Origin of the sequence: Comamonas piscis (assembly GCF_014109725.1) — a bacterium.
In the GTDB taxonomy this organism is placed as follows: Bacteria; Pseudomonadota; Gammaproteobacteria; order Burkholderiales; family Burkholderiaceae_C; genus Comamonas; species Comamonas piscis.
In genome coordinates this window covers 2,630,505-2,655,532 of sequence record NZ_CP058554.1, presented here as the reverse complement: position 1 = coordinate 2,655,532, position 25,028 = coordinate 2,630,505, and the positions used below count along the sequence as shown (strand labels likewise).

The following is a 25,028-nucleotide window of genomic DNA, read 5'->3' as shown; positions in this document are numbered from 1 at the left end:
GCACGAAGTAAATACAGCGATATATTCAACCACCTGGATCAAATTCTCAAACAAAAAAAAAATCCCGAAGGTGTTTCAATTCAAAATGAAACCCCCCTCGGGATTTTTAACACATCACCAAGCAATTCACTATTAAGACAGATTCAACCCGTCCCAATAGAGATCAATCAGTCATTACTTTGCCAACCGATCATTGGTGTAAATGTCAGACGGTACTCTGGACCCGCAGGATACCCATCCCAAGACGCAATTTCTCGATCATAAGTATAGCCACGCTGCACAACCATTCCACTATCCGAAGAAATTACCAATCCTGGCACCCAAGCATAAGTGGGATTCTTAAAGCCGGTACTCCTAGGTTGAATATAGGTTGAAAAGGTACTAAATACATAACCATTTATGCCTACTATATAGTACTGCATTCCGCGTGGATCAGTGCTGCCTACTACCATTTTCCCGTCGTTTGCCATCACCAGCGTTTCTGGGGCCAGCGTTAATCCATGGGTCAAGGTCCCTACTCGCGCAAGGCTATCTTTCTCCCAAAGGGCAATATCCTCTCCATAGCTTACGGTCATCAATTGCTCGCCGTCCCGCGAAGTAGCAATTCCCCCAGCCGCAGCCAGCATCCCTCCGCCCCCTCCATCACTGACACTGGAGGCAACCGGCCGAGTGAAGGACAATGTACCTGCATTCACTTCGCTATAGTCAAGATCCAAATAAAATGGTGTCCGCTGACCTGACCCCGTTGCATAGATTCTGCCCCCATCGGGTGAGGCAGCCAGGTGACTCAATTTGAGATCTGAATCCGCGAAGGTATCGATTTGCATACCAGCTGGAGCTGTCGCAAAAATGCTGGTCAATGACTTGCCGTCAGACGCGCGAAAAACTTGGCCATTCGTGACTACGACCAAGCCTACGCCATTGGGCCTGATATAGATCATGTCGTACTTCGACACATCAAACGTTGCAGCATCCAGAGCCCAGACGTTGATCAATTGCGCAGTACCCAAGTCAAATACTTTGATTTTATTTTCAGCAGCGTCCAAGGCATACAAATATCGTCCATCAGGAGAGGCCAGCATCTTGCTCAACGACGAACCCGGTGCAGACAAGCCACCGACCACCTTGCCCGTGTAGACATGAACAATATCTATACCCTCTCCGCCTCCATTGGCGTATACCAGAGGTTTAATTGGATCTGCCAACAGGTTTTGATACACAACCGCTCTGGCAGGACTGCTTACCACTTGAAGAAGGTCTCCATCACTCTTCCAGACAGCCACAATTACCGACTCAGCAGATTTAATGGACTCATCCGGCGACGTTATAGTGATGGTCGCATAATTCATTGTATTCAAGGCCAACGAGGTGGGATCTGCCTTTATATGCAAATCATCCCCCGCAACACCAGCCGGCGTCACTTCGAGCCACGATTCATTGGACTTTGCCTGCCAGCCACTGGCTTTCCCAAGGTTATCTGAGATCCGTACAGCCCTTGTCAGCCTCGAGTACCTGGGCATATCCGTCAGCGCAACGCCAGTGGTAGATACCAGTAATTTATGCTCCGAGCGGACCTCTGCCCAAGGCTTTACTTCAATATCGTATGGAACCGTCCAATGGGATTTGAAATAAGGCTTATTGCAAACTTTGGGATCATCGTTACATACCTGCACCTTCAGAGATCCGCGGTACTTGCCAGGCTTCACACTTTTCAATATTGAAATATTTAGCTCATAGCTTGAATCGTTCATTCTCTCTATAAATGCAGTGCTGGTATCAAATACCCCACCAACGTCAATGAACGCGAAATACGCAGCTTTATCAATAGCCTTGTTTGATTTTCCGATGATCTTGAAGGGTGCGATAAAGCTCCGCTCTTTCACCGTCTGCGAGATGGATGCAGGGCTGATCTGGAGCCAGGAGGCTGCATTGCCGTCAGGGACGCCCCCCGTCCCAGGAGAAGGATCTGCGCCTGGGGAGGGACTGGTACCAGGGTTTGGTGCGGGCTCGTCTGAGCCACCTCCACCGCCGCCACAACCGGCCAGCGCTGTACAAATAGACAGCAACGTCGCAATCAACCAAGTTCGCCTAACCATCCCTTACCTCCAGCTAATCCATGAAATGTTTCGTACTTTTCGCACATATGTCGTCAGCTATTTTCATCTACTTACATTCAATCAGCGGGCGAATTGAGAAATAAACAGCACCACCGTTCGATCCTGACGGGCCTTTCGCCAAACAAGTAATGGCAGGCGGATGTGCACCACGGCGGGGCTGAAGGAACGCGAAGAGGGTTTACACGACTTGTGGCCTGCGGGCCGGCATGCACAGCCCAAGGTCAGGGCGCTGCAGGACTATCTTTGTGCGCGGATGTTTGCGGTGGGTTGAGGGCTGTTCAGGGTCTTATCTCGTGTCGGTGCTTTGTCGCCAGAGCCACGGCGCTCCGCATACCAAATAGCGGCTCCCATCACAAGCACCCCCGCCATCTGCAACGCCCCCAGCCGGTGCCCAAAATACTGCCAGTCCACCAGGATGGCGATCGCAGGGTAGACAAACTGCAGCACCGCGATGCGCCCTGTGGGGAGCCTGGCCATGCCGGTGTAGATAAGCGCATAGGCGGTAGCGGTATGCACCAGGCCCAGGGCGGCCAACCAGCCCCAGGCGGCGCCCCAGGCCGGCCAGCCTTGTGTGGCGGGTGCCATCCACAGCACAGCGCAGCCAACGGCACATTGCCACCAGGCCAGCACGCCGGCGGGCATGGCGCGCAGGCGCCTTGCAATGACGGTGACGGCGGCGGTCAAAAACGCGCCCAGCAAACACATACCGACGCCCAGCCAATACTGCGCTTGTGTGCCCTGCTGCGATGCGGCCTGCTCCAAGATGCCCGTGGCCAACACCAAGCCCAACATGGCGACTGCTACGGCAGCCACCCTTTGGCGGCCTGGATGCTCGCCCAGGCACAGGGCGCCCAGCAGCAGCACCCACATCGGCTGCATATGGAACAGCACCACGGCCACCCCGGCAGAGATGCGCTCCATGGCCGCGAAGAACAGCACCCAGCCCAGGACCATCAGGACACTGGCCAGCAACACCCAAACCGCCGTGCTGCGGCCCAACCGAAGAAAGCGCAGTTGCCGACGCCACAGCAGCCAGGCCGTCAGCCCCAGCAGCCCGAAGGCACAGCGGAACCAGGTCGCCGTCAACGCCCCAGCCTGGGCCATGTGCACAAAAATGCCAATGCTACCCAGCAGCGCACTGCCCAGCACAAAGGGCAGCACGCCCCCAAAGGCGTCGCTCGGGGTACGGGATGCAGTTTGTGCGGATTGGTCAATGCTTGCAGCGGCCATTTGCGCTGGTTCTGGGTATCTGCTCATGGCTGCCAGTGTGCTGCGCAGGCCACACATCGAAAAGCGCATAATTCTTGCATCAGCTATTCGAATATCGAAACCCTATGCCTGCAACCTCGCAAGACCTTCAGATGGATTGGCTCAAATGCTTTGTCGCGGTGGTCGATACAGGATCACTCTCCGGCGCGGCAGGCGAGGTGCACCGCTCCCAGTCCGCCGTGAGCATGCAGCTCAAAAAGCTCGAAGCGGCCGTCGGCCACCGCCTGCTGGAGCGCGACAGCCGCAGCCAGCAGATCACGCCAGAGGGCCAGCGCCTGCTCAGCTATGCGCGGCGCATTCTCGATCTGCACAGCGAGGCGCAGTTTGCGCTGCAGGGCGAAGCGCTCACAGGCAGTGTGCGTCTGGGTGTTCCCGATGACTATGCCGCCAAGTACCTCACCCCCGTGCTCAGGCGCTTTGCGCCCCGCCACAGCGGCGTGGAGATCGTCCTCAGCTGCGAGCAATCGACCGCGCTGATTCCCCGCGTGGCGGCGGGCGAGCTGGATCTGGCTCTTATCTCGCGCGACCACGCCAGGCGCGGCAGCCTGCTGTTCCATGAGCCTATGGTCTGGGTGGGATCGGAGCATTTTGAGCTGTGGCGGCGCAATCCGCTGCCGATTGCGGTGTACGAAGAGGCCAGCCTGGCCCGGCGCGGCGCCCTGCATGCGCTGGCCCAGCAAGGGCGCCAGCACCGCGTGGTCTACAACAGCTCCAGCCTGGCGGGGCAGATTGCCGCTGTTGAGAGCGGGCTCGCCGTTGCCGCCTTGACCCAATGCAGCGCCCCGCCCCATCTGCAGGTGCTGGGCAGCCAACATGGGCTGGGCCCTTTGGCTCCGATGGAGGTCGCCGTGTACCGGAGCAAGGAATCGCGGCGCTCCAAGGCGGTGGACAGCCTGTACAACTTGCTGGTGAATACGTTGCGATTGGGACAGGGGGCAGTGGCTGGCTAAATACAGCTTTTGCGTCACAGAAAGCACCCATTAATCTATTCATGTAGAATTCACAAGCTATTCAAAGCAGCTTATTTTTGACTGTCCTGCACCAACCTATGAACGATCTCCAACAAGCTATTGAACGTGCGCTATCGGGTGGCTCTCGCTCTGGCCAGCAGTTGTTGGATGCGCTCGATATCAGCCAACCCACGCTCTCACGAACTATTCGCGAACTATCCACGCGCATTACCATGTTCCGCGAACCGGGCCAGCGCGCACCGCAGTACGCGTTGTTGCGCAAGCTGCCGCTGGGGCTGCACGCACGCCAACGGGTGTACCGCTTTTTGTCGACGGGCAATATCGTCCCGTATGCGGACCTGGAGTTTCTCGCGGGCGGCGGCACCTTGGAGCGCCAAGAGGCTGGCGCCATTCGCCTGTACGAAGGCCTGCCGCCGTATATGTTGTTTGCAGCGCCGTCGGGCTTTTTGGGCCGCCAGCTCGCGCAAACCGCGGCGCGCAACCAACCCTTCCCCGCCAGCCTGAAGGACTGGAGCGACGACCACCGCATTGCTTTCTTGTTCACCCAAGGCCTGAATCTGCCGGGCAACTTGATATTTGGTGATCTTCCCTTGCAACGGGAGATGGATCTGATGCGCCAGCCACGGCCCCAGGGCCAGGACAAGTTGGACATCTATGTGGGCCTTGCGCAGCAGCTCAAGAATGAATCCTATGGCTCCAGCGCTGGTGGCGAGCAACCGAAGTTTCTTTGGGTTGCGGAAGACACCGGGTCGGTAATCGTCAAGTTCGCGCGCACCGGCAGCCGCATGGCCGAGCTGTTGCCGCTGGAGCACTTGGCACTGGCATGCCTCGCAGACGTGGGGGTGCCCACCGCCAAAACTCAGCTGCTGGCCCGGGGCGAATTTGTGTTTTTGGAAGTGCAGCGCTTTGACCGTATCGGCAAGCAAGGGCGGCTGGGCATGCTCTCGGCCGGCGCTGTGGATGATGAGTTCTTTGGTGCGCGCGATACCTGGCCCGAGTTTGCTGCGCGCTGCGTGCATGCCGAATACTTGAGCCAGCAGCATGCCGAGCATGTTGACATCATGGCCGCCTTCAGCGAGCTGATCGGCAACACCGACCGGCATTTTGAGAACATTTCGCTGTTGATCGGCGACGATGGCGAGTACCTGGGCATTGCACCGGCTTATGACATTTTGCCGATGCGCTATGCGTCGATCGGCGGTGGGATGGACCCCGAGCTGGTGCCGATTGAGCCCAAGGTCAGCACCATTGGCGCCGTGCCCCGGGTCTGGAGCCTGGCAGCAGCGGCGGCCGATGCGTTCTGGGAGGCAGCCAGCCAAGCACAAGGGGCCGCGCCCACGTCAGCGGCCATGCGCGAGCTGGCAACACGCAACCGCATAGTGGCACGCGAGTTTGCGGCGCCGCTTTTGCCGCTGCCATAAAGCAAGCGCGTCAACGCCGCTGGAAAGCACCCCTATTCATGGGGCATCCATGCCCTGTTCCACCCGCCCAAACCTCTCATAAATCGACTGCCCACCGGACAGCAAATCCGTCTGAATCGCCACCCGCGCGGCATGCGGGTCGTTGCGGCGCAAGGCCTCGATGACGGGGTAATGGTGGTCGATCATGCTACGGCCGCCCTCGCTGTAGCTCTGGGCGATAAGAGGACCCATCTTGAGCCAGAGGCCGTACAGGATGTCGGACAGCAAGGGCATGCGCGCCAGCTGGCAGAGCGCAAAGTGGAAATCCTGGTTCAGCGCAATGGCCTGGGCGATGTCGCCGCGCCGGACGGCCTCTTCGTTTTGCTGCACCTGCTCGGCCAGGCGCTGCACCTCGTCGGCAGTGGCGCGCACTGCCGCCTGGCTGGCGGCCATGCCTTCCAGCTCCACGCGGATATTGCGGATCTCCAGGTACTCGTCCAGGGTCAGGCGCCGCACCCGTATATCGCGGGGGCTGAGCATCACCAATACCCCATGCTGCACCAGCCGCAAGATGGCATCACGCACGGGGGTCACGCTGGTGCCCATCTGCAGCGCCAGCTCGCGAATTTTTACGCGCTCGCCCGGCAGCAACTGGCCTTTGACCAGCGCCTGCGCCAGCTGGGCATAGATCTGGTCGCCCTTGCTCTCGGTGTTGACACTCTCAAATCGCTCTGCCATCTGCCCTTTGCCTCCGGGGGGTGTTCTTGTGGTGACTACGGTCTGCGAGACGGTCCTGAGCAGGCGCCGTCCAGCGCAGCAAGATGCATCATAAGCACAAATGGCAGCACTCAGGTTTACCCCAATGCTGCATAGCTCTCTTGGTGTTCAAATAGCGACTGACGATTTATGATGCATCAAACATCAATGTAAACCAGTCCACTTCGCCTTACCCGCCGCCGCCATGAACCGCCCCTTGCCAGCCCTCACCCACTCTGCCCCACCTGACGTGCCCGACGCCTTGGCCCAAGCCAGCCAAGCCTTTTTGACTGCTGTGCCCCAAGTCAGCGCGGAGCAAGCTGCAGTCTTGGCCCGCGAGGCCTATGGCATCCAAGGCCAGGCGCAGCCGCTGTCTGGTGAGCGGGACCGCAATTTTCTGATCCGTTCGCCCGATGGCAGCGCCGTGACGCTCAAGTTCATCAGCGCGGCCGAGTCGCTGGCGGAAACGGAGATGCAGATAGCGGTGCTCAAGCACCTGGCAGGCCGCTGCGCCGTGCCAGTGCCCTTGCACCATCCGTTGCGCCAGCCATCCACCACCGATGGCAGCGCCGGCGCCGATTGGCTGGAATGGTGCAGCCCCGCGGGTGAGCTTTTGCGCGTGCGCTGCTACAGCTTTCTCGATGGCAAGGCGGGCAGCGATCTGCAGCGCGATGCCAGCGCCTGGCAGGCCTGGGGCCTGGCGATTGCCCAGTTGCATGGGGCCTTGGCAGACTTTGCCCACCCTGCTACCGAGCGCCCTTTTTTATGGGATGCACGCCGCGCGCCATTGCTGCGCCCCTGGCTGGAGGTGGTGGAAGATGCCCCATTGCGCGCGCAGATTGCAGTGTTCTGGACCGCTTTTGAAAAGCGGCTGGCACAGCTGGCTCCCCAGCTGCCCACGCAGACCATCCACAACGACCTCTCGCCCAGCAACTTGCTGGCCAGCGACGATGGCCTGAACATTGCCGGCGTGCTGGACTTTGGCGACATGCTGCTCGCCCCGCGCGTGGCCGATTTGGCCATTGCCGCCTCTTACCAAATGCCGCTGACGGACGCACCCGATGCCGCACTGGCCGCGATGCTGGCCGGTTATGAAAGCCTGCTGCCGCTAACCGCTGCCGAGCATGACGTGTTGCCGGATCTGATACTGGCGCGGCTCACGCAGCGCATGGTGATCACCGCCTGGCGCGCCCGCCTCTACCCCGAGAACCGCGTCTATATCCTGCGCAGCCAGGCCACCGCCACGGCCTTGTTCAGCCGCATGGTTGGCGACTGGCTGCTACGCCACAGCGCCCCTGCCTCGACCGCCGCTTGACCCCTTTTTGGAGCACTAGCCCATGCCATCCCTCTCTGCAGATGACCAGCGCCTGCTTGCCCGCCGCCAAAGCGCGCTGGGCCCTTCTTACCGTTTGTTTTATGAAGAGCCGCTGCACCCGGTGCGCGGCGAAGGCGTCTGGCTGTTTGATGCCGATGGCCGCCGCTATCTGGATGCCTACAACAATGTGCCGGTGGTGGGGCATGCCAACGCGGCAGTCAATGCAGCGCTCATCGCGCAAAGCCAGTTGCTCAACACGCATACCCGCTACCTGCATGACAACGTGGTGCAGTTGGCCGAGCGGCTGCGGGCGCTGTTCCCGCCGGAGCTGGACACCAGCGTATTCACCTGCACCGGCAGCGAGGCCAATGACCTGGCTTTGCGCGTAGCGCAGGAATACACCGGCCGCCAGGGGCTGATCATCACCCGCCATGCCTATCACGGAGTGACCATGGCGCTGGCGCAATGCTCGCCCTCGCTGTGCGCGCCGGGGCCGCATGTCGAGCTGATCGACCCGCCCGCCTTCCAGGGCATGGACGCCCAGGCAGCAGCCGCCGCATTTGCCCAGCGGGTGGATGATGCCGCCACTGCGCTGGAGGCGCGTGGCACGCCGGTCAGCGCCTTGCTGCTCGATACCGTGTTTGCCAGCGATGGCGTGCACATCGATGCCGCGCCCATTCTGGAAGCCGCCGCCCAAGCGGTGCGCAAGCGTGGGGGCCTGTTCATTGCCGACGAGGTACAAGGCGGCTTTGCCCGCACCGGCCGCTGGTGGGCCTTTGGCCGCGAGGCGGTGGTGCCCGATATGGTCACCATGGGCAAACCCATGGGCAATGGCCACCCGATTGCAGCCCTGGTGCTGAAGACGCCGCTGATGGAGGTATTTGGCAAGCGCTGCCGCTACTTCAACACCTTTGGCGGCAACACGGTATCGGCGGCGGTGGCCATGGCTGTGCTCGATGAGCTGGAGCGCATGGACGCCCCCGCCCATGTACGCCGTGTGGGCGGCCATCTGCAGCAGGCGCTGCAGTCGCTGGCGGCGCAGCACGGCAGCATCACCCAAATCCGGGGCGAAGGCCTGTACTGGGGCGTGCAACTGCAAAACGGCAGCCTGGCCAGCGCCGTCGTCAACCACCTGCGCCAGGCCGGCGTGTTGATCAGCACCAGCGGCCCGTTGGGCGATACCCTCAAGATCCGCCCGCCGCTGCCGTTTGAAACGGAACACGCCGATCTGCTGGCCAGCGCGCTGGATGAGGCCTTGCGGGCCCGGGCTTGATCCCATGCGCCAGCACTCGCCAACACCACCGTCCGCGCAGCCGGTCGCCTTGGTCAGTGGCGCCGGGCGCGGCCTGGGCCTGGCCATTGCGCAAGAGCTGCTGGCCCATGGCTGGCGGGTCAGCATAGGCACGCGCCAACCAGTACCGCAGCTGGCAGACCATGGCCCTGCACAGCTGCAGCGCAGCCGCTTTGATGCGCTGGATGCCGACAGCGAAACCGGCTGGATCGCCGAGGCCGCCGCGCATTTTGGGCGCATCGATGCCATCGTCCACAACGCAGGCGTGCTCAGCACCGACAGTGTTTTGACGGCGAGCGACGCGGAGTTTGACCGGCTGATGGCCATCAATGTGAAATCGCCGATGCGGCTGACGCGCCAGCTCTGGCCCTATTTGCAGCAGTCGCCCAATGGCAAGGTCGTCGTGATGGCATCGCTGGCCGGCAAACGGGTGCGGGCGCCCGAGGGTTCGCTCTATGCCATCAGCAAGCATGCGGCCCTCGCCTTGGCCCATGGCATACGCCATTGCGGCGGGGCCGACCGCATCCGCTGCACCGCCATCTGCCCGGGCTTTGTCGACACCGACATGGCCGATGGCGTGCTGCCCGAGATGCGCGCCCAGATCAGCCAACCGGCCGACATTGCGACCCTGGTGCGCACTGTGCTGGAGCTGCCCGCCAGCGCCAGCGTGGCCGAGATACCGGTGAGCTGGCAGGTGGAGTCGCAGTATTAACGGACATCCGGAAAGTTACCCAGCTGCGCTACACTCAGCCGCGGCGGAACTTTCTGCATCCGCCCCTGTCTGAACCCACCATGCGTGCCTGTCTGTCCCTGTTGCTGATGCTGATGCTGGCCCTGCGCGGCCTCATGGGCGACGCCATGGCGATGGGCATGGTGGCACCGGTGATGCCGGCCGCCATAGCCGAGCACCACAGCAGCAGCATGGCGGACCATGCCGACATGGACACAGGCCATGTGATGGCCGCCAGCAGCCACTGCGACACAGGCCAGCAAGTCAGCCAGCACAGCGATCCCAGCGACCACAGCCAGCACGACCCGGCCCAGCACGGCGCCAGCTGCTCGGCCTGCGGTATCTGCCACTCTGCTGTCGATCTATTCAATGGCACGGGCTTTGCAGCCCTGCCCGCCCCCTCGCTGGCCCGAGCCAGCGGCAGCGCGCCCTTTGCCAGCGCCCTGCTCGCCCAAGCCTCCAAACCACCCATTTCCTGATCGCTGACACCCGAGGTGCGTCCGCATGGCAGCTGCCGTGCAGGCGTTTGCTTTGAACAAGCTTTCAGGAGAACCCTATGCGCCCTGCGCATGTCTTGCGCTGGCTTGCCGGCGCGGGCGGCCTGGCTGTCACCAGCTGGCTATCTGCCCAAACCGTGGCCCCCGCCGCCACCGATCCCAACGCGCCTACATCGGCGCTCCAGCACCCTCCCCTGGCCAGTAGCGGCAGCATCGTCAACGAGCCCGGTGATTGGCGCCAGGCCAATGCGGCAGTCGCTGCTTTTGCACGTGGCCATGCCGACGTCATCGCCTGGGAAAAGGCCCAGGCGGCCCCAGCTGCCCCCAAGGCCATGCCAGCCGGTGCTATGCAGATGCACGAGCACAGCGCCCATGGCCAGCACGGTGCACCAGGAGGCCAGCAATGAAGCGCCTGAGCACTCGCCTCTCAGCCCTCGCCGCCGCGCTGCTGCTAGCCGGCTGCGCCAGCGTCTCGCCCGATGGGCTGCGCAGCGATGTCGCCCAACAACTGCAAGGCCGCCTGCCCGACGAGGCCGCGCTGCCCGCCACCGATGCGCAGGCCCAGCAGTTGGCGCAGACACAGATCAATGCCTGGCTGCAGCAGCCTGTGGATGCGGACACGGCAGTGCGCATCGCCCTGCTGAACAACCCGGGCCTGCAAGTGCAACTGGCACAGCTGGGCGTGGCCGATGCCCAGCGCGTGCAGGCCATCACCCTGCCCAACCCCAGCCTGAGCTTGGGCTGGTTTCGCAATGGCCATGAGCGCGAGGTCGAGCGCAAGCTGAGTTTTGGCCTGGTCGATCTGCTGACCCTCCCCTGGCGCAGCCGCTGGCAAGGCTGGCAGATGGAACAAGCCACCTTGGAAGCAGCACAGCAGACCTTGCTGCTGGCGGCAGATACGCGCCGCGCCTGGCTAAACGCCGTAGCCGCTGAGCAGGCGCTGGCTGCCAACACCCGCATGCACGATGCCGCCGCCTTGGGCGGCGAGCTGGCCCGGCGCATGGCCGTGGTCGGCAACTTCAGCAAGCTAGAGCAGGCACGCGAGCTGGCCCAGCAACAGCAAGCAGCAGCACAGCTGGCGCGCGCTTCGCTGGCAGCGGAGCAGGCGCGCGAGCAACTGGCCCAGCGCATGGGGCTGTGGGGCCAACAACTCACATTTACGCTGCCCCAGGCCCTGCCCCCCTTGCCCAAAGCAGCCAGCGATTTGCGCAGCGGCGACGATGCTGAGGCCACCGCACTGCGCGAGCGCCTGGACCTGGGCGCGCTGCGCCGCAATCTGGAGGTCAGCACCGACCGCCAAGGCTGGGCTGCCCTGGGCGCAGTGTTTGGCGACATCGGCCTGACCTACAGCCGCAATACCAGCACCGAGCGGGACAGCGGCCACCAGGAGCGCACGCGGGGCTGGGAGCTGGATGTGCCTTTGCCGCTGTTCGACTGGGGGTCAGCGGCCAGCAGCATGGCGCGCCACCAAGTGCAAGCCAATGCGGCCCAGCTGCGCGAGAGCGCCATCCGTGCGCGCAGCGAGGCCCGCAGCAGCTGGCGCGCCTACCGCACCGCATGGGACCTGGCCCACCAGCAGCAGACCGAAGTGCTGCCCCTCGCCCAGCTGGTGCAGGAAGAGACCATCTACCGCTACAACGGCATGTTTATCAGCGTCTGGCAGTTGCTGGCCCAGGCCCGCAGCACCACCCAGGCGGTGCTGACGGCGACCGAGGCGCAGCGCGACTTCTGGCTCGCCGAGACCGATCTGCAACTGGCGCTGAGCGGCACATCACCACCACCCGCAGGCGCCAGCGCGCGCGCTGCCCGCAACCCTGCGGCGCCCGCCGCTCCCCAAAACGAACCCCAAGGCCACTGATATGCAACGCCGTCAATTCTTCTCCGGCGCCGCTTCGGCCGTGGCCGCTGCCGCCGTCAGCCCGGTGGCCATGGCCGCCCTGCCTGAGCCCGTTATCCAGACCAGTGCCGATACCGCCGCGCCCTTGGCGCCGCCCAATGGCCGGCCCTACCAGCCGGTGGTCACCCTCAATGGCTGGACCCTGCCCTGGCGCATGAATGCGGGTGTCAAGGAGTTCCACCTGGTGGCCGAGGCCGTGGTGCGCGAAGTGGCACCCGGCTTTTTTGTCAACATGTGGGGCTACAACGGCCAGTCGCCCGGCCCCACGATCGAGGTGGTGGAAGGCGACCGGGTGCGCATCTTCGTCACCAACCGCCTGCCCGAAGCCACAACGGTACATTGGCATGGCCAGCGCCTGCCCAATGGCATGGACGGCGTGGGCGGGCTCAACCAGCCCCATATCCCGCCGGGCAAAACCTTTGTCTATGAATTTGAGGCGCGCCGCCCCGGCACCTTTATGTACCACCCGCATTCGGACGAGATGGTGCAGATGGCCATGGGCATGATGGGCCTATGGATCACCCACCCCAAGGGCCGCCACCCGCAGATTGCCGAGGTGGCGCGCGACTACGCCTTCCTGCTCAGCGCCTATGCGGTGGAGCCCGGCGCGATGACGCCCCGCGTGGCCGAGATGACGGACTTCAACATCTGGACCTTTAACAGCCGGGCTTTTCCTGCCATCACCCCGCTGGTGGCCGGCCTGGGCGAGCGGGTGCGCATCCGCGTGGGCAACCTCACCATGACCAACCACCCCATCCATATCCACGGCCATGAGTTTGAGGTGACCGGCACCGATGGCGGCCCGGTGCCGCGCAGCGCGCGCTGGCCCGAGGTCACTACCGATGTCGCCGTGGGCCAAATGCGCCAGATCGAGCTGATCGCCGACGAGCCCGGCGACTGGGCCTTTCACTGCCACAAGAGCCACCACACCATGGGGGCGATGGGCCACGATGTGCCCACCATGATTGGCGTGGACCACAAAGGACTGGTTGGCAAGATCCAGAAGATCGTCCCCGACTACATGCTGATGGGCGAGCGCGGCATGGGCGACATGGGCGCCATGCAGATGCCGCTGCCTGACAACACCTTCCCGATGATGACCGGCAAGGGCCCCTTCGGCAATATCGAGATGGGCGGCATGTTCACCACCTTCAAGGTGCGCAAAGGCCTGGCCGCGCAGGACTACCGCGACCCGGGCTGGTATGCCCAGCCGCCAGGCACGGCGGCCAATGAATGGCAAGGCGCGCCGCTGGACGCACAAGCGCCACGCCAGACCTTGCCCGGCACGGCGCCCGGTGCGCCCAGCGTGCACAAGCCCGCCACTGGCAGCGGCCATGCCAACCATTGAAACCGGAGCCATCCCATGAAAAACATCCCTTACCTGCTGGCTTGCACACTGCTGGCCAGCGCCAGCACCGTTTACGCGCACGGCAATGCAAACCATGCCGCCGCGCCCAGCGCTGCCGCATCCCGCACCGCACCCCTGGAACAAAAGGACTGGGGCATAGCTGGCGATGCCAAGCAGGCCCGCCGCAGCATCGACCTGAACATGGGCGATGACATGCGCTTCTCGCCCGCGCACTTCACGGTCAAAAAGGGCGAAACCCTGCGCCTGCGCGTCGTCAACAAGGGCCAGGTGATGCACGAAGTGGTGCTGGGCACCAAGGCTTCGCTCGCACAGCATGCGCAGATGATGCTGAAGTACCCCGGCATGGAGCATGCCGAGCCCTACATGGCCCATGTGGCGCCGCAAAAAAGCGAGGACCTGGTCTGGCACTTCAACCGCGCCGGCAGTTTTGACTTTGCCTGCCTGATCCCCGGCCACTACCAGGCAGGGATGACCGGCACGTTCACGGTGACGGAATGACGATGAACCACAGCCAGGAGCCCACCATGCTCGACTCCCCTACCCACCAACGCCGCCGCACCCTGCAGATGCTGGCCCTTGGCCTGGCCACTGCCATCACCACGGGCCCAGCCGCGCTGGCGGCCCAACCTGCCCCCACGCCCATCGAAGTCTGGAAAGACCCGAACTGCGGCTGCTGCAAGGACTGGATCGCGCTGATGGAACAAGCGGGCTTTAGCGCCACCGTGCACGACAGCGGCAACAACGCAGTGCGCGCCAGGCTGGGCCTGCCCGTCCGCCTGGGCTCCTGCCATACCGCCCTGGTGGCCGGCTACCTGGTGGAAGGCCATGTGCCGCCCGCCGATGTGCGCAAGCTGCTGCAGCAAAAGCCCAGGGCCCTGGGCATTGCGGTACCCGGCATGCCGATCGGCAGCCCCGGCATGGACGGCCCCGCCTACGGCGGCCGCAAAGACCTGTTTGATGTGCTGCTGGTCATCAAGACCGGGCCAGGCAGCGACGTCACGACCCGCGTTTTCAGCGCCTACCGCGGCTGAGCGAACCGATCTTTTTGCATTGACCTTTGGAGCATTGAATGAGCACCACGACCTCTACCCTGGCCGCCTTCACCCTGGCTTGCAGCCTGCTGACCCCGGCACTGGCCCAGAACCACGCCGACCACGCCAGCCATGGCAGCGCCGCACCGGCTGCGGCCGCAGCACCGGAATCCTCACCCATGGCAACCACAGCCGCCGATGCGGTGATGACCGCAGGCGAGATCACCCGCGTGGACAAGCGCGGCAGCAAGCTGACCATCCGCCATGAAGATATCAAGAACCTGAACATGCCGGCGATGACCATGGTGTTTGGCCTGAAGGACGCCACGCAGTTGGCGCAGTTCAACCCGGGCGACAGGGTGCGCTTTCATGTACAGGACGACGGCGGCAGCCTGACTATCACCCGCATTGAGCGGGCCCAGTAATCGCTACGGTCCCAGATCAAGCCAGATCTGGGGTTGGCATGCGCTGCCAGCACCTACACTGTGCAGCGATGCAAAGCCTTCAAACCCTCCAGGAGCAGCTGCACAGCGGCGCGCTGCGCGGCGCCCGCCAGATCAAGCTGGCTGCGGGCCTGCGCGAGTTTCCACGCGAACTTTTTGCGCTCGCCGACACCCTCGAAGTACTCGACCTCAGCGGCAACCAGCTCAGCACCCTGCCCGATGACCTGACCCGCTTTGGCCAACTGCGGGTGCTGTTTGCGTCAAACAACCCGTTTACCGAGCTGCCACGTGTGCTGGGCCATATGCCGAAGTTGGAGATGGTGGGCTTCAAGGCCTGCCAGATCCGAATCGTGGCGGCCGATAGCCTGCCGCCGCAGCTGCGCTGGCTGATCCTGACCGACAACCAGATTACCGAGCTGCCGGATAGCCTGGGTGAGCGCCCCCGTCTGCAAAAGCTGATGCTGGCCTGCAACCAGCTGCAGAGCCTGCCAAGCGGCCTTGCCAACAGTCCCCGGCTGGAGCTACTGCGCCTGGCCGGCAACCGCTTTACCGCACTGCCGCCCGAGGTGCTGGCCATGCCGGCGCTGGCATGGCTGGCGATGGCCGGCAACCCGATGACTTTGGGCAGCGAGCAGCAGGTGCTGCAGGCCAACGCGGCAGCGGCGTGGCGCAGTGAGGATCTGCAGCGGCAAGAGCTGCTGGGCCAAGGCGCCAGCGGCCATATCTACCGGGCGACGCCGATGGATGGTGGCGCCGATGTGGCGCTAAAAGTATTCAAGGCGGGGCAGACCAGCGATGGCACGCCCCAATCAGAGATGGCGGCAGGCCTGGCCGCCGGCCAGCACCCGCATTTGCTGACACCGCTGGCGGTGCTGCAGCCAGATGCGGATGCCAGCACCCCAGAGTTGGCGATGGTCTTGCCGCTGCTCACGCCCGGCCTGCAGCCATTGGCTGGCCCGCCCAGCCTGGCCAGCTGCACACGCGATGTCTATGCCGACGATGCCCGGTTTTCTGCGACCGCTGCGCAACGCCTGTTGGCGCAGGTGCGCAGCGCCGTGGCGCATCTGCATGGCCAAGGCATGTTGCATGGGGATCTGTATGCCCACAATATTTTGTGGAACCCAGACACCGGCGATGCGGTGCTGAGCGATTTGGGGGCCGCATCGATGCTGGGCGAGTTGCCAGCAGCACAGCGTCTGCAGCTCCAGCAGATGGAGCTGCGCGCGCTGCAGCATCTGGAAGCCGAGGTGCAAGCGCGGATGCGCTGACAGCTCCCGGCAAACCGGGCGCAGTGCTTTACTTCAAGAAAGCAGGCTTGGCATAGCCTGGGAACTGGCTGTCCACCACGGCCTTGAACTCGGGCGAGCGGTAGGCGGCTGCCAGGTCCTGGGCCCAAGCGCTTTTCTCGTTGCCGGTCTTGACGGCGACCACGTTCAGGTACTGGTCGGGGGTGTTCTCCAGCACCACGGCTTCGCTCAGCTTCAGGCCCGAGGAGACGGCAAAGTTGCCGTTGACGACCACGTAGTCAGCGTCTTCCAGCACGCGTGGCAGTTGGGCGGCTTCCAGCGCCACAAACTTGAGCTTGTGCGGGTTGGCGGCCAGGTCCAGCTCGGAGATACGGGCGGGATTTACGCCCTCTTTGATTTTGACCAGACCGGCTTGCTGAAGCACCAGCAGCGCGCGTGCCAGATTGCTCGGGTCATTGGGCAACGCTACCTTGGCGCCGTTCTGGATATCGGCCAGGGTCTTGTGCTTTTTGCTGTAGACGCCCATCGGCGCCACGGGGCCTTGCACGATGGCCGTCAGCGCCAGCTTGCGGTCGGTGGTGAACTGGTCAAAGTAGGCGCGGTGCTGAAAGAAATTGGCGTCCAGCGAGCCATCGGACAGCGCCAGGTTGGGCTGCACATAGTCGTTGAACTCGATCAGCTTGATCTGGTAGCCCTTCTTCTCCAACTGCGGCAGGATGCCTTTTTGCAGCAGGTCGTAGTTAGAACCCGCAGTGGCGCCAATCTTCAGGCTCTTCTTGGCGGTGTCTTGGGCCATCGCGGGCGCGGACAAAGTAGCAATCAAGGCGACAGCGGCACTGGCCATCACGGCACGGCGGCCTGCGGCGAAGGACATACGAGCAAACATCAAAAACTCCAGGCAATCGAAAAACAGCAGCAACCAGATGTGAGCCTTTCCAAGCCCCGCGTCGATAGCGCTGCAGCAAACCCGCAAGTATGAACCGACCAGGGAGCGTTCGCTCAGAAATTATGGATATCAGTTCATTCCAAAAGCGTCTATAGAAAGGCTGACGCGAGCAGCAAAAAGCCGCCCTGCTGCATGCACGGGCGGCTTGTGATTGAGCAGTAGATACCATCAGGCATCCACCGGAGAGAAATCGATCAGGGACGGTTCCAGACCTGGATCATGCCCTGCAGCATATGTGCCAGCGAATCTGCCGCTGCTGCGCTGGTGCCCGGCCAGATCGTTAATGTGAATGCCAGCAATACGGCTAGTACCAAGGCAATAAAAGAGGCTGCATCGAACCAATGGCTGTGGTGGTGAAACATGGAGAACCTCCTTTCCACGGAGACTGGAACTGCTGAACCGAGGCCTCTGCCACCCCAACGCGGGATGGGAACTGTGGAATGTCTCTATTGCACCATGGAGATTCTTTGCTGTCTGTCAGAAAACGTCTGTGCTTATACAGTTGTTTGTTGAACAAAGCACCCCGGAACTGGTCGCATAACCCCACACGTAACTTGGCACTTTTTGGGAATTGATCTGCGCGCCTGAAGGCAAGCTTGCACAAACCCTTTATCCATCGCATTTTTTGCTATGCTTTTTGAACCCCCTCGCGGGATTATCGGCAGGCCGGGTGGCAGGCCGAGCCTGCGTTTTGTCGCAACGTTAAGCGAACTTGTGGGCATCTTTACGTCAACTTCTAACAACATCGTATAAAACACCCGGCAAAAACACGGTCCCTGTGGCTGAATCGCGCGCTTTGCCGGGCCTGCCCCTTGCCAGGACTTGGTGCGACAATACGACCCAGCCCAGCAAGCCAGCCGCAAGCCGTGTCTGCATGGGCTTTGCCAGCGACCACAGCTTGGCAAGTCAGCCCGTCGCCCAGCCATCACAGGCATGGAAGATGGGGTACCAAACCTGCCACTCCGCTGCACCATCACGGCGACGTGCAACTGCATTTTTTGAAATCAGGCGGCAGCGTCCCATTCGCTGCTCCACAGAGCTGACATGAATCTCCCTTTGGCCCAGACCGTTACCACTGCAGACATCCGCCTGAGCGATGTGCACCTCCACCGAGGTGCGCAAACGGTGTTTCAGGGTCTGAGCCTGCATTTGACGGAGCGGCGCATCGGGCTGATCGGCGATAACGGCGCAGGCAAGACCAGCCTGTTCAGGCTGCTCTGCGGGCTGGAGCATGCCCACCAGGGCAGCGTGCAGGTGGCAGGATGCGATGTGCAGCGCCAGCGCGAGCAACTGCCCGGCGTGGTGGGCCTGATGTTCCAGAACCCGGATGACCAGATCATCTTCCCCACCGTGGAGGAAGAGCTGGGCCTGAGCCTGCAATACCGAGGTGTGGCCCGCAAGGCGGCCATCGTGCAAGCAAGGGAGTTTTTGGCCGCACGGGGCCTGCCCGACTGGGCGCCGCGCGCCGTCAGTGGCCTGAGCCAGGGCCAGCGCCAGCAGGTCTGTTTTTTGGCGATGCTGATGGCCGCCCCGCAGGTGATGTTGCTGGACGAGCCCTTTGCGAGTCTGGATCTGCCCGGTCAGGCACGCCTGGCGCGTGAGCTGGATGCCGCTCCCGCCCAGGTCATCATCTCCACCCATGTGCTGGACCATGTGCGCCACTTTGAACGCGTGCTGTGGCTGGAGCATGGCCAGCTGCGCGGCGATGGCCCGGGCACCAAGGTTTGCGCGGCCTATGAGGCGGATGTGCAAACGCGCATTGCCCAACAGCTGGATGTGACCCCCGCCCCCCAACCCACACCAGGGGCGCCGTAATGGGCACGCTCTACAGCGAAATCCCCAGCTGGATGCACCGGCTGCCTGCCGGCCTCAAGCTCTTTTTGCTGGCCCTGAGCAGCGTGTTGCTGTTGGCGCTCAGCGATCTGCGCATACAAGCGCTGGCCTTTGCTGCGATTGCCTTGTTGTACGCCAGCCTGGGCGCGGCCTCGCGCCCTACGCGCCGGCTGGTCGTTGTGGCCGTGATTGCCTCTGCATTGGTGGGCGGCCTGCATGCGGCGACCGGCCAACCCTGGCTGGGCCTGGCCAGCGGCCTGCGCCTGGTCAGCACGACCATGCTGGGCGCGATGCTGACAGCGACCACCCGCTTTGGTGATCTGCTGGGCGTGGCCGAGTGGCTGCTGTCGCCGCTTGCCCGCCTGGGCCTGCCGGTAGAGCGCCTGGCCTTGCAGCTGGGGCTGATGCTGCGCTTTGCCGAGCAGTTTTTTGTGCAGTGGCAGCGCCTGGCCGATGCCTACCGCGTGCGCACCGGCCGATCGGGCGGCTGGCGTCTGCTGGCGCCCCTCACCATCCATATGCTCATCACCGCCCGCAAGGTGGCCGATGCGCTGGCCATTCGCCTCAAGCTCTAGCAGCGTGGCGCCCTTAACGATCGTTAGAAAGACACGGACATGCCTATGACCTCCGAGCACCACACCGAAACCCGCGCCCAGCGCATTGCCATGGTGGCGCTGTTTGCCGCGCTGCTGGCCGCTTTCGGCATGATTCCCAAGATCGATCTGCCATTGGGCGTGCCGATCACCGCACAGACGACAGGCGTGATGCTGGCCGGCTGCATGCTGGGCGCGCGCATGGGCTTTCAGGCGATGGTGCTGTTTTTGGCGGCGGTGGCCCTGGGCTTGCCACTGCTGTCCGGTGGCCGGGGCGGCATGGGCGTGTTCTTTTTGCCATCGGCGGGCTACCTGATCGCTTACCCGATGGCAGCTGCGGTGGCGGGCATGGTGATGCGGGCTCTGGCGGGCAAGCATTCGTCGCCCGCGCGGCTGGCGGCTTGTGCCTTTGCCGCATCGGTGGCGGGTGGCATTGTGGTGGTCCATGCCTTTGGGGTGCTGGGCCTTATGCTGCTGGCCAAGCTGAGCTTTGTGCAGGCTGCCGTCGGCACCCTGGTGTTTGTGCCGGGTGACCTGGTCAAGTGCGCGCTGGTGGCGCTGATTGTGCACACAGTGGCGCGCGGCCTGCCCGACTGGCGCTTTGGCGGTCGCCGCCTGTGAACGGATCTGAAGTAACGCACAGCCTGGCACCCTGGCAGCGCCTGGTGCATGGCCCACTGGCCCACTGGGCGCAGCAGCGGCCCGATGCCATCGCCATCGATGATGGCCAGCAGCGCATCCGCTTTGCCGATCTGCATGCCGCCGTGCAGCAGCGGGCCCGGGCCTTGGAGGCCCAGAACGCCCCCCACACCCGCCTGCTGGATGCCAGCCAGTCGCCGGCCGCGCTGATCACCGATTTTTTGGCCACCAACGCCAGCGGCCGCTGCGCCGCGCTGGGCGACAAGGCCTGGTCGCCCGCGCAGCAAGCGCAAGCACAGCAATGGATTGATGCGCTGGCCGCCACCCCGCGCAGCGATGACCAAGGCGATCCAACGCTGCAGCCCTTCTACATCGGCTTTACTTCCGGCAGCACCGGTCTGCCCAAGGGCTTCAGGCGCCACCACCAGTCCTGGAGCGAGAGCTTTCGCGTGTGCGTAGACAGCTTTGGTCAGGCGGCCAACGGCTGCGTGATGGCGCCAGGCAGCCTGTCGCATTCGCTGTTCTTGTTTGGCGCGCTGCAAGGCATCTGGACGGGTGGCGGCATGCAGCTGCAGCCGCGCTTTTCTGCCAGCCAGTGCCTGGCTAGCTTGCGCGAGCGGGCCACGCCATGCCTCGTCGCCGTGCCCAGCCAGCTGTTGGTGATGCTGCAGCTGGCCGAGCGCCGCGCCATCGCGCCGGTTGAATCGCTGGAGCTATTGATGATCAGCGGCGCGCGCTGGATGCGCCAGCACACGCCCGCCCTGCAGGCACTGTTCCCCAACGCCCGAATCGTCGAGTTCTACGGCGCCTCGGAATCGAGCTTTATCGCCTGGATGGATGCCAATGCCGACGCTCCGCCGCAGGTGGTGGGCCGGGCCTTCAGCAATGTGCAGCTGCAGATCCGCGATGCCAACATGCAGCCGCTGCCCAGCGGCAACGTGGGCACCATCTGGCTGCGCAGCCCCATGCTGTTTATCGACTATGTCGGCGCGCAAGCCGATGCGACCGCCGCGCTGCGCGATGGCGATTGGCTGAGCGTGCGCGATATGGGCAGCCTGGATGCACAAGGCATGCTGACCCTGGTCGGGCGCGAGAAGCGCATGATCGTCACCCAGGGCAAGAATCTGTTCCCCGAAGAAGTCGAAGCCCTGCTCTGCGAGCACCCGCGCGTGGCCGCTGCATCGGTGCATGGCGTTGATGATGCGCTGCGCGGCAAGCAGGTGTGGGTGGCGCTGCAATTGCGTGACGATGCGAGCCCCGTGCCTGGGCAGCCGCCACTGCAGCCGCTGGCCGATGCCGCGCTGGCCCGCGAGCTGGCCGACTGGTGCCGCAGCCAGCTGGAAGCGCACAAGTGCCCGCGCCGCTGGTTCAGCGCCGCGCCCTGGCCGCAGACGGCCAGTGGCAAGACGGACCACCCAAAGCTTGCACAATGGCTGGCAGATGCGCGGCCCAGCGCAGACAAAGCAAGCTGATCGCGCAGGCCAGCATGCCCACACCCCCCGTCTTTATCGCCAGCTATGCCCGCAGTGCCGTGGTGCCCGTCGGTGGCGCCTTCAAGCATTTGCACACACATGAGATTGCTGCGCCCGTGCTGCAGGGCTTGCTACAACGCGCGGGGCTGCCGGCAGACGCCGTTGATGCCGTTGTGCTGGGCAATGCCTTGGGCGCTGGCGGCAACCCCGCCCGCATGCTCGCCTTGGCGGGCCAGCTGCCGCTGCACTGCGCCGCCTACACGGTCGATACGCAGTGCTGCGCCGGCCTTGACGCCATAGCGCTGGGCGCCAGCCTGGTGGCCAGCGGCCAGGCCGAGGTGGTGGTGGCCGGCGGCGCGGAGGCCTGGAGCCGCGCCCCCATCCGCGCTACTCGCCCCTTGCATGCGGGTGACAGCGCCGTGCCTTATGAGCGCCCGCCCTTTGCCCCGCCACCGCATAAGGATCCGGACCTGCTATTGGCCGCCGCGCGCTATGCCGCTAGCGCGGGCTACAGCCGTGCGGCGCAAGACGGCTATGCGGCGGCCAGCCATGCACGCGCACTGGCCAGTGCCGCGGTGCTGGCACGCGAGATCATCCCCGTGGCGGGCATTGTGCAAGATGCGTTTCCGCGCAGTTTGAGCCAGCGCCAGCTGGACCGTATGCCGGTGATCGCGCAGACCGATGCCGACATCGCGGATGAAGCGCGTCGCGACCATGCCGTCAGCACCGTCGCCATCTCGCCCAAGGCCGATGCAGCGGCGCTGGTGCTGTTGGTCAGCGAAGCCGCCTGCCGCCGCTGGGGCCTGCAGCCCAGCGCGCAATGGCTGGGCCACCAGTCACTAGGCGGGTCGCCTGCGATGCCCTTGGTGCTGGCCTTGGATGCTGCCCAAGCTTTGCTGCAGCGCCAAGGTATGGACTGGTCACAGCTGGCCACCATCGAGCTGCACGATGCCTTTGCAGTGCAAGGCCTGCAGTGGCAGGCGCTGCTGCAAAGCCAGGGCATGGATGCCAGCCTGTTGAACCGCCATGGCGGCGGCATCGCACGCGGCCATCCGATTGGGGCATCGGCTGCGGTCGCTTTGGTCCGCGTGCTGGCTGATTTACAACAGGCAACGACGGGCACATCCGCAGCGCTGGGACTGGCCGCCGTAGCCGGCGCCGGCGGCTTGGGCAGCGCAGCGCTGGTATGCCAGACAGCGCTGCTATATTGATCGGATGCTCAGCACCTTAGCCATTGCCAACTACCGCTCCTTGCGCCAATTGCTGGTGCCTTTGGGCCAGATAACCGTCATTACCGGGCCCAATGGCAGCGGCAAAAGCAGCGTCTACAAAGCGCTGCGCCTGCTGGCCGATATCGCCAACGGGGGCGTGGTGCGCTCCCTGGTGCGCGAGGGAGGGCTGGCCTCCACGCTCTGGGCGGGGCCTGAGGAAATTTCTGCACGCATGCGCCGTGGCGAGGTGCCCGTGCAAGGTACGGTGCGGCGCAAACCGGTGCAGTTGCAGCTGGGTTTTGCATCCGACGATGACGGCTTTGGCTACGCTATCGATATCGGCATGCCCACGCCATCGACGATTCTCAAAGCCTTTGCGCATGACCCGGAGATCAAACACGAAGCCCTCTGGTCCGGCCCAACCTGGCGCCCCAGCGCCACCCTGGTGGAGCGCCAAGCCGCCCAGCTGCGCTTGCGAGGCGATGGCCGTGGCGCGTACTGGCTACCGGTAGAGCGCCCTATCCCGCGCTGGGCCAGCATGCTGACCGAGTTTGTCGACCCGGTTGCCGCGCCTGAGATGCTGACCGTGCGCGAGCAGCTGCGCTCCTGGCGCTTTTACGACCACTTCCGCAGCGATGTGGATGCCCCCGCCCGCCAGCCGCAGCTGGGCACCTACACGCCGGTGCTGAGCAACGATGGCGCGGACCTGGCAGCGGCCTGGGAAACCATCACCGCCATTGGCGACCACGAAGCGCTGATGGCCGCAGTGGAAGACGCCTTTGCCGGCGCCCAGATCACCGTTCACCAAGATGGCAGCCGCCTGGAACTGCTGATGCACCAGCCCGGCCTGCTGCGGCCCCTGCATACCAATGAGCTGTCTGACGGCACCTTGCGCTATCTGCTCTGGATTGCCGCGCTGCTGACGCCGCGCCCGCCCCAGATGCTGGTGCTCAACGAGCCGGAAACCAGTTTGCACCCCGATCTGCTGCCTGCGCTGGGCCGCCTGATCGCCGTGGCTGCGCGCCAGACCCAGGTGATTGTCGTGACTCACGCCAATCGCTTGCTGGCTGCGTTGGAAGACGCCGCCGCTGAGCTGGACTACCAGGCCATCCATTTGGAAAAGAATCTGGGCGAGACCCATATTGCCAATATCCCGGCGAGCGAGCTACCGCGCTGGCAATGGCATGAGCGTTGATGCTCAATCTAGGCGTTTAAAGTAGGCGTCCAGTTCTGCGCGCGCGGTCAGGGCCTGGTTCACTGGCGCGCCCACATCCTCATAGCCCAGCGCCATGCCGCAGACCACGGTTTGTGTGCTGGGCAGCGCCAGCACATCGCGGATCAGGCCCGGGTACGAGGCCATGGCGCCAATGGCACAAGTCGCCAAACCGCGCGACTGTGCCGCCAGCATCAGGCCATAGATGGCCATGCCCAAGTCCATATAACCGCCCGGCCCAAAGCCGCTGTCGATGGTGATGATGAGGGCCACCGGCGCATCAAAGAACCGAAAATTGCGCCCAAACTGTGCGCCCCGGCCCGCTGCATCGCCTCGCTCCACGCCCAGTGCGCCATACAAGGCCTGTGCCGCCGCAACCTGGCGTTTGCGCATCGACATAGGCAGCGGGCTGGGGAAGTAGCCATAGTCCTCCGCCTCTTGCTCGCCTGCCTCATAGGCATGTTGCAGCTGGGTAGATAGCTGCTCGCGCCGCGCGCCGCAGACCTGCCAGAAGTAGCCAGGCTGCAAATTGGCACCGCTGGGCGCCCGCCGGGCCTCTTGCAGACAATCGTGCAGCAACGCATCTGCCACCGGCTGCGAGGCAAAACCCCGCACTGAACGGCGCAGCTGCGCGCTGTTGGCTGCCGGGGTGACAGTGCTGATAAGCGAGGGAGAGAGAGGCTTGTTCATGGCAGTGGCCGCCATTGTAGTGAATGGGCGCTTGTATTTGCCATCCACCCGCCATGGGCCGCGCAGGCAGTGCCGACTTGCAGCACAATCCTTCCACT

25 protein-coding genes are annotated in these 25,028 nt (G+C 63.6%); 19 read left to right on the top strand and 6 right to left on the bottom strand.

What is annotated here, in order from left to right:
* Nucleotides 1-167: 167 nt before the first annotated feature.
* A complete protein-coding gene (locus tag HS961_RS11875) occupies nucleotides 168-2,078 on the bottom strand; it encodes a YncE family protein (protein ID WP_182322196.1) in 1,911 nt (636 codons plus the stop codon).
* Nucleotides 2,079-2,354: 276 nt separating this feature from the next.
* The gene (locus HS961_RS11870; RefSeq protein WP_182322194.1) at nucleotides 2,355-3,374 is read right to left on the bottom strand and encodes a DMT family transporter; all 1,020 of its coding nucleotides are present in this window, start codon (nucleotides 3,372-3,374) and stop codon (nucleotides 2,355-2,357) included.
* Between the two features lie 104 nt (nucleotides 3,375-3,478).
* Here HS961_RS11870 and HS961_RS11865 point away from each other — a divergent pair, with 104 nt between their 5' ends.
* Together HS961_RS11865 and HS961_RS11860 are read left to right on the top strand one after the other, a co-directional pair.
* Complete coding sequence (locus HS961_RS11865; protein WP_238347580.1) at nucleotides 3,479-4,336, top strand: LysR family transcriptional regulator; 858 nt, start codon at nucleotides 3,479-3,481, stop codon at nucleotides 4,334-4,336.
* Between the two features lie 98 nt (nucleotides 4,337-4,434).
* Nucleotides 4,435-5,778, top strand: a complete 1,344-nt coding sequence (locus tag HS961_RS11860; protein WP_182322190.1) for a HipA domain-containing protein — start codon at nucleotides 4,435-4,437, stop codon at nucleotides 5,776-5,778.
* A gap of 36 nt (nucleotides 5,779-5,814) precedes the next feature.
* On the opposite strand, the gene HS961_RS11855 is transcribed toward HS961_RS11860, so the two are convergent.
* Nucleotides 5,815-6,495, bottom strand: coding sequence for a GntR family transcriptional regulator (locus HS961_RS11855; protein ID WP_182322188.1), 681 nt, complete (start codon nucleotides 6,493-6,495; stop codon nucleotides 5,815-5,817).
* Nucleotides 6,496-6,718: 223 nt separating this feature from the next.
* On the opposite strand from HS961_RS11855, the gene HS961_RS11850 reads away from it, so the two are divergent.
* The 11 genes from HS961_RS11850 to HS961_RS11800 all read left to right on the top strand — a co-directional run bounded on the left by HS961_RS11850 (nucleotide 6,719) and on the right by HS961_RS11800 (nucleotide 16,354).
* On the top strand, nucleotides 6,719-7,828 hold the full coding sequence (locus HS961_RS11850; protein ID WP_182322186.1) for a phosphotransferase: 1,110 nt from the start codon (nucleotides 6,719-6,721) through the stop codon (nucleotides 7,826-7,828).
* A 22-nt stretch (nucleotides 7,829-7,850) separates the two neighbouring features.
* Nucleotides 7,851-9,101 (top strand): aspartate aminotransferase family protein, encoded by a 1,251-nt coding sequence (locus HS961_RS11845; RefSeq protein ID WP_182322185.1) that lies wholly within the window; start codon nucleotides 7,851-7,853, stop codon nucleotides 9,099-9,101.
* Nucleotides 9,102-9,105: 4 nt separating this feature from the next.
* On the top strand, nucleotides 9,106-9,831 hold the full coding sequence (locus tag HS961_RS11840; RefSeq protein WP_182322184.1) for an SDR family NAD(P)-dependent oxidoreductase: 726 nt from the start codon (nucleotides 9,106-9,108) through the stop codon (nucleotides 9,829-9,831).
* A gap of 80 nt (nucleotides 9,832-9,911) precedes the next feature.
* Complete coding sequence (locus tag HS961_RS11835; protein ID WP_182322183.1) at nucleotides 9,912-10,328, top strand: hypothetical protein; 417 nt, start codon at nucleotides 9,912-9,914, stop codon at nucleotides 10,326-10,328.
* Between the two features lie 77 nt (nucleotides 10,329-10,405).
* The gene (locus tag HS961_RS11830) at nucleotides 10,406-10,753 is read left to right on the top strand and encodes a hypothetical protein (protein ID WP_182322182.1); all 348 of its coding nucleotides are present in this window, start codon (nucleotides 10,406-10,408) and stop codon (nucleotides 10,751-10,753) included.
* Nucleotides 10,750-12,204, top strand: a complete 1,455-nt coding sequence (locus tag HS961_RS11825) for a TolC family protein (protein ID WP_182322181.1) — start codon at nucleotides 10,750-10,752, stop codon at nucleotides 12,202-12,204. Before HS961_RS11830 ends, HS961_RS11825 begins: the two co-directional genes overlap by 4 nt.
* Before the next feature lies 1 nt (nucleotide 12,205).
* Complete coding sequence (locus HS961_RS11820) at nucleotides 12,206-13,591, top strand: multicopper oxidase family protein (RefSeq protein WP_182322180.1); 1,386 nt, start codon at nucleotides 12,206-12,208, stop codon at nucleotides 13,589-13,591.
* Between the two features lie 15 nt (nucleotides 13,592-13,606).
* The gene (locus tag HS961_RS11815) at nucleotides 13,607-14,110 is read left to right on the top strand and encodes a cupredoxin domain-containing protein (RefSeq protein ID WP_182322178.1); all 504 of its coding nucleotides are present in this window, start codon (nucleotides 13,607-13,609) and stop codon (nucleotides 14,108-14,110) included.
* Nucleotides 14,111-14,112: 2 nt separating this feature from the next.
* Nucleotides 14,113-14,643, top strand: a complete 531-nt coding sequence (locus tag HS961_RS11810; RefSeq protein ID WP_238347579.1) for a DUF411 domain-containing protein — start codon at nucleotides 14,113-14,115, stop codon at nucleotides 14,641-14,643.
* Nucleotides 14,644-14,681: 38 nt separating this feature from the next.
* The gene (locus HS961_RS11805) at nucleotides 14,682-15,068 is read left to right on the top strand and encodes a copper-binding protein (protein WP_182322176.1); all 387 of its coding nucleotides are present in this window, start codon (nucleotides 14,682-14,684) and stop codon (nucleotides 15,066-15,068) included.
* Nucleotides 15,069-15,136: 68 nt separating this feature from the next.
* Nucleotides 15,137-16,354, top strand: coding sequence for a leucine-rich repeat-containing protein kinase family protein (locus HS961_RS11800; RefSeq protein WP_182322174.1), 1,218 nt, complete (start codon nucleotides 15,137-15,139; stop codon nucleotides 16,352-16,354).
* Nucleotides 16,355-16,382: 28 nt separating this feature from the next.
* Here HS961_RS11800 and HS961_RS11795 read toward each other — a convergent pair whose 3' ends face one another.
* Together HS961_RS11795 and HS961_RS11790 are read right to left on the bottom strand one after the other, a co-directional pair.
* Nucleotides 16,383-17,219: a MetQ/NlpA family ABC transporter substrate-binding protein gene (locus HS961_RS11795; protein ID WP_182322172.1), complete on the bottom strand. Its 837-nt coding sequence runs from the start codon at nucleotides 17,217-17,219 to the stop codon at nucleotides 16,383-16,385.
* Nucleotides 17,220-17,473: 254 nt separating this feature from the next.
* Nucleotides 17,474-17,641 carry a hypothetical protein gene (locus HS961_RS11790; protein WP_182322170.1) on the bottom strand — a complete coding sequence of 56 codons (168 nt, stop codon included), beginning with the start codon at nucleotides 17,639-17,641 and terminating at the stop codon, nucleotides 17,474-17,476.
* Between the two features lie 682 nt (nucleotides 17,642-18,323).
* Here HS961_RS11790 and HS961_RS11785 point away from each other — a divergent pair.
* Genes HS961_RS11785 through HS961_RS11760 form a run of 6 tightly spaced genes read left to right on the top strand, consistent with a single transcriptional unit; the run spans nucleotide 18,324 to nucleotide 24,222 of the window.
* Nucleotides 18,324-19,094 carry an energy-coupling factor ABC transporter ATP-binding protein gene (locus HS961_RS11785; RefSeq protein ID WP_182322168.1) on the top strand — a complete coding sequence of 257 codons (771 nt, stop codon included), beginning with the start codon at nucleotides 18,324-18,326 and terminating at the stop codon, nucleotides 19,092-19,094.
* On the top strand, nucleotides 19,094-19,687 hold the full coding sequence (locus tag HS961_RS11780) for an energy-coupling factor transporter transmembrane component T (RefSeq protein WP_182322166.1): 594 nt from the start codon (nucleotides 19,094-19,096) through the stop codon (nucleotides 19,685-19,687). Before HS961_RS11785 ends, HS961_RS11780 begins: the two co-directional genes overlap by 1 nt.
* Nucleotides 19,688-19,726: 39 nt before the next feature.
* Complete coding sequence (locus tag HS961_RS11775; RefSeq protein WP_412101594.1) at nucleotides 19,727-20,326, top strand: biotin transporter BioY; 600 nt, start codon at nucleotides 19,727-19,729, stop codon at nucleotides 20,324-20,326.
* On the top strand, nucleotides 20,323-21,816 hold the full coding sequence (locus tag HS961_RS11770; RefSeq protein WP_182322164.1) for an AMP-binding protein: 1,494 nt from the start codon (nucleotides 20,323-20,325) through the stop codon (nucleotides 21,814-21,816). The genes HS961_RS11775 and HS961_RS11770 overlap by 4 nt, the downstream gene beginning before the upstream one ends.
* 14 nt (nucleotides 21,817-21,830) lie before the next feature.
* A complete protein-coding gene (locus HS961_RS11765; protein WP_182322162.1) occupies nucleotides 21,831-23,027 on the top strand; it encodes a beta-ketoacyl synthase N-terminal-like domain-containing protein in 1,197 nt (398 codons plus the stop codon).
* Nucleotides 23,028-23,031: 4 nt separating this feature from the next.
* The gene (locus HS961_RS11760; RefSeq protein ID WP_182322160.1) at nucleotides 23,032-24,222 is read left to right on the top strand and encodes an AAA family ATPase; all 1,191 of its coding nucleotides are present in this window, start codon (nucleotides 23,032-23,034) and stop codon (nucleotides 24,220-24,222) included.
* Between the two features lie 3 nt (nucleotides 24,223-24,225).
* On the opposite strand, the gene HS961_RS11755 is transcribed toward HS961_RS11760, so the two are convergent.
* A complete protein-coding gene (locus HS961_RS11755) occupies nucleotides 24,226-24,930 on the bottom strand; it encodes a nitroreductase (protein WP_182322158.1) in 705 nt (234 codons plus the stop codon).
* Nucleotides 24,931-25,028: the final 98 nt, after the last annotated feature.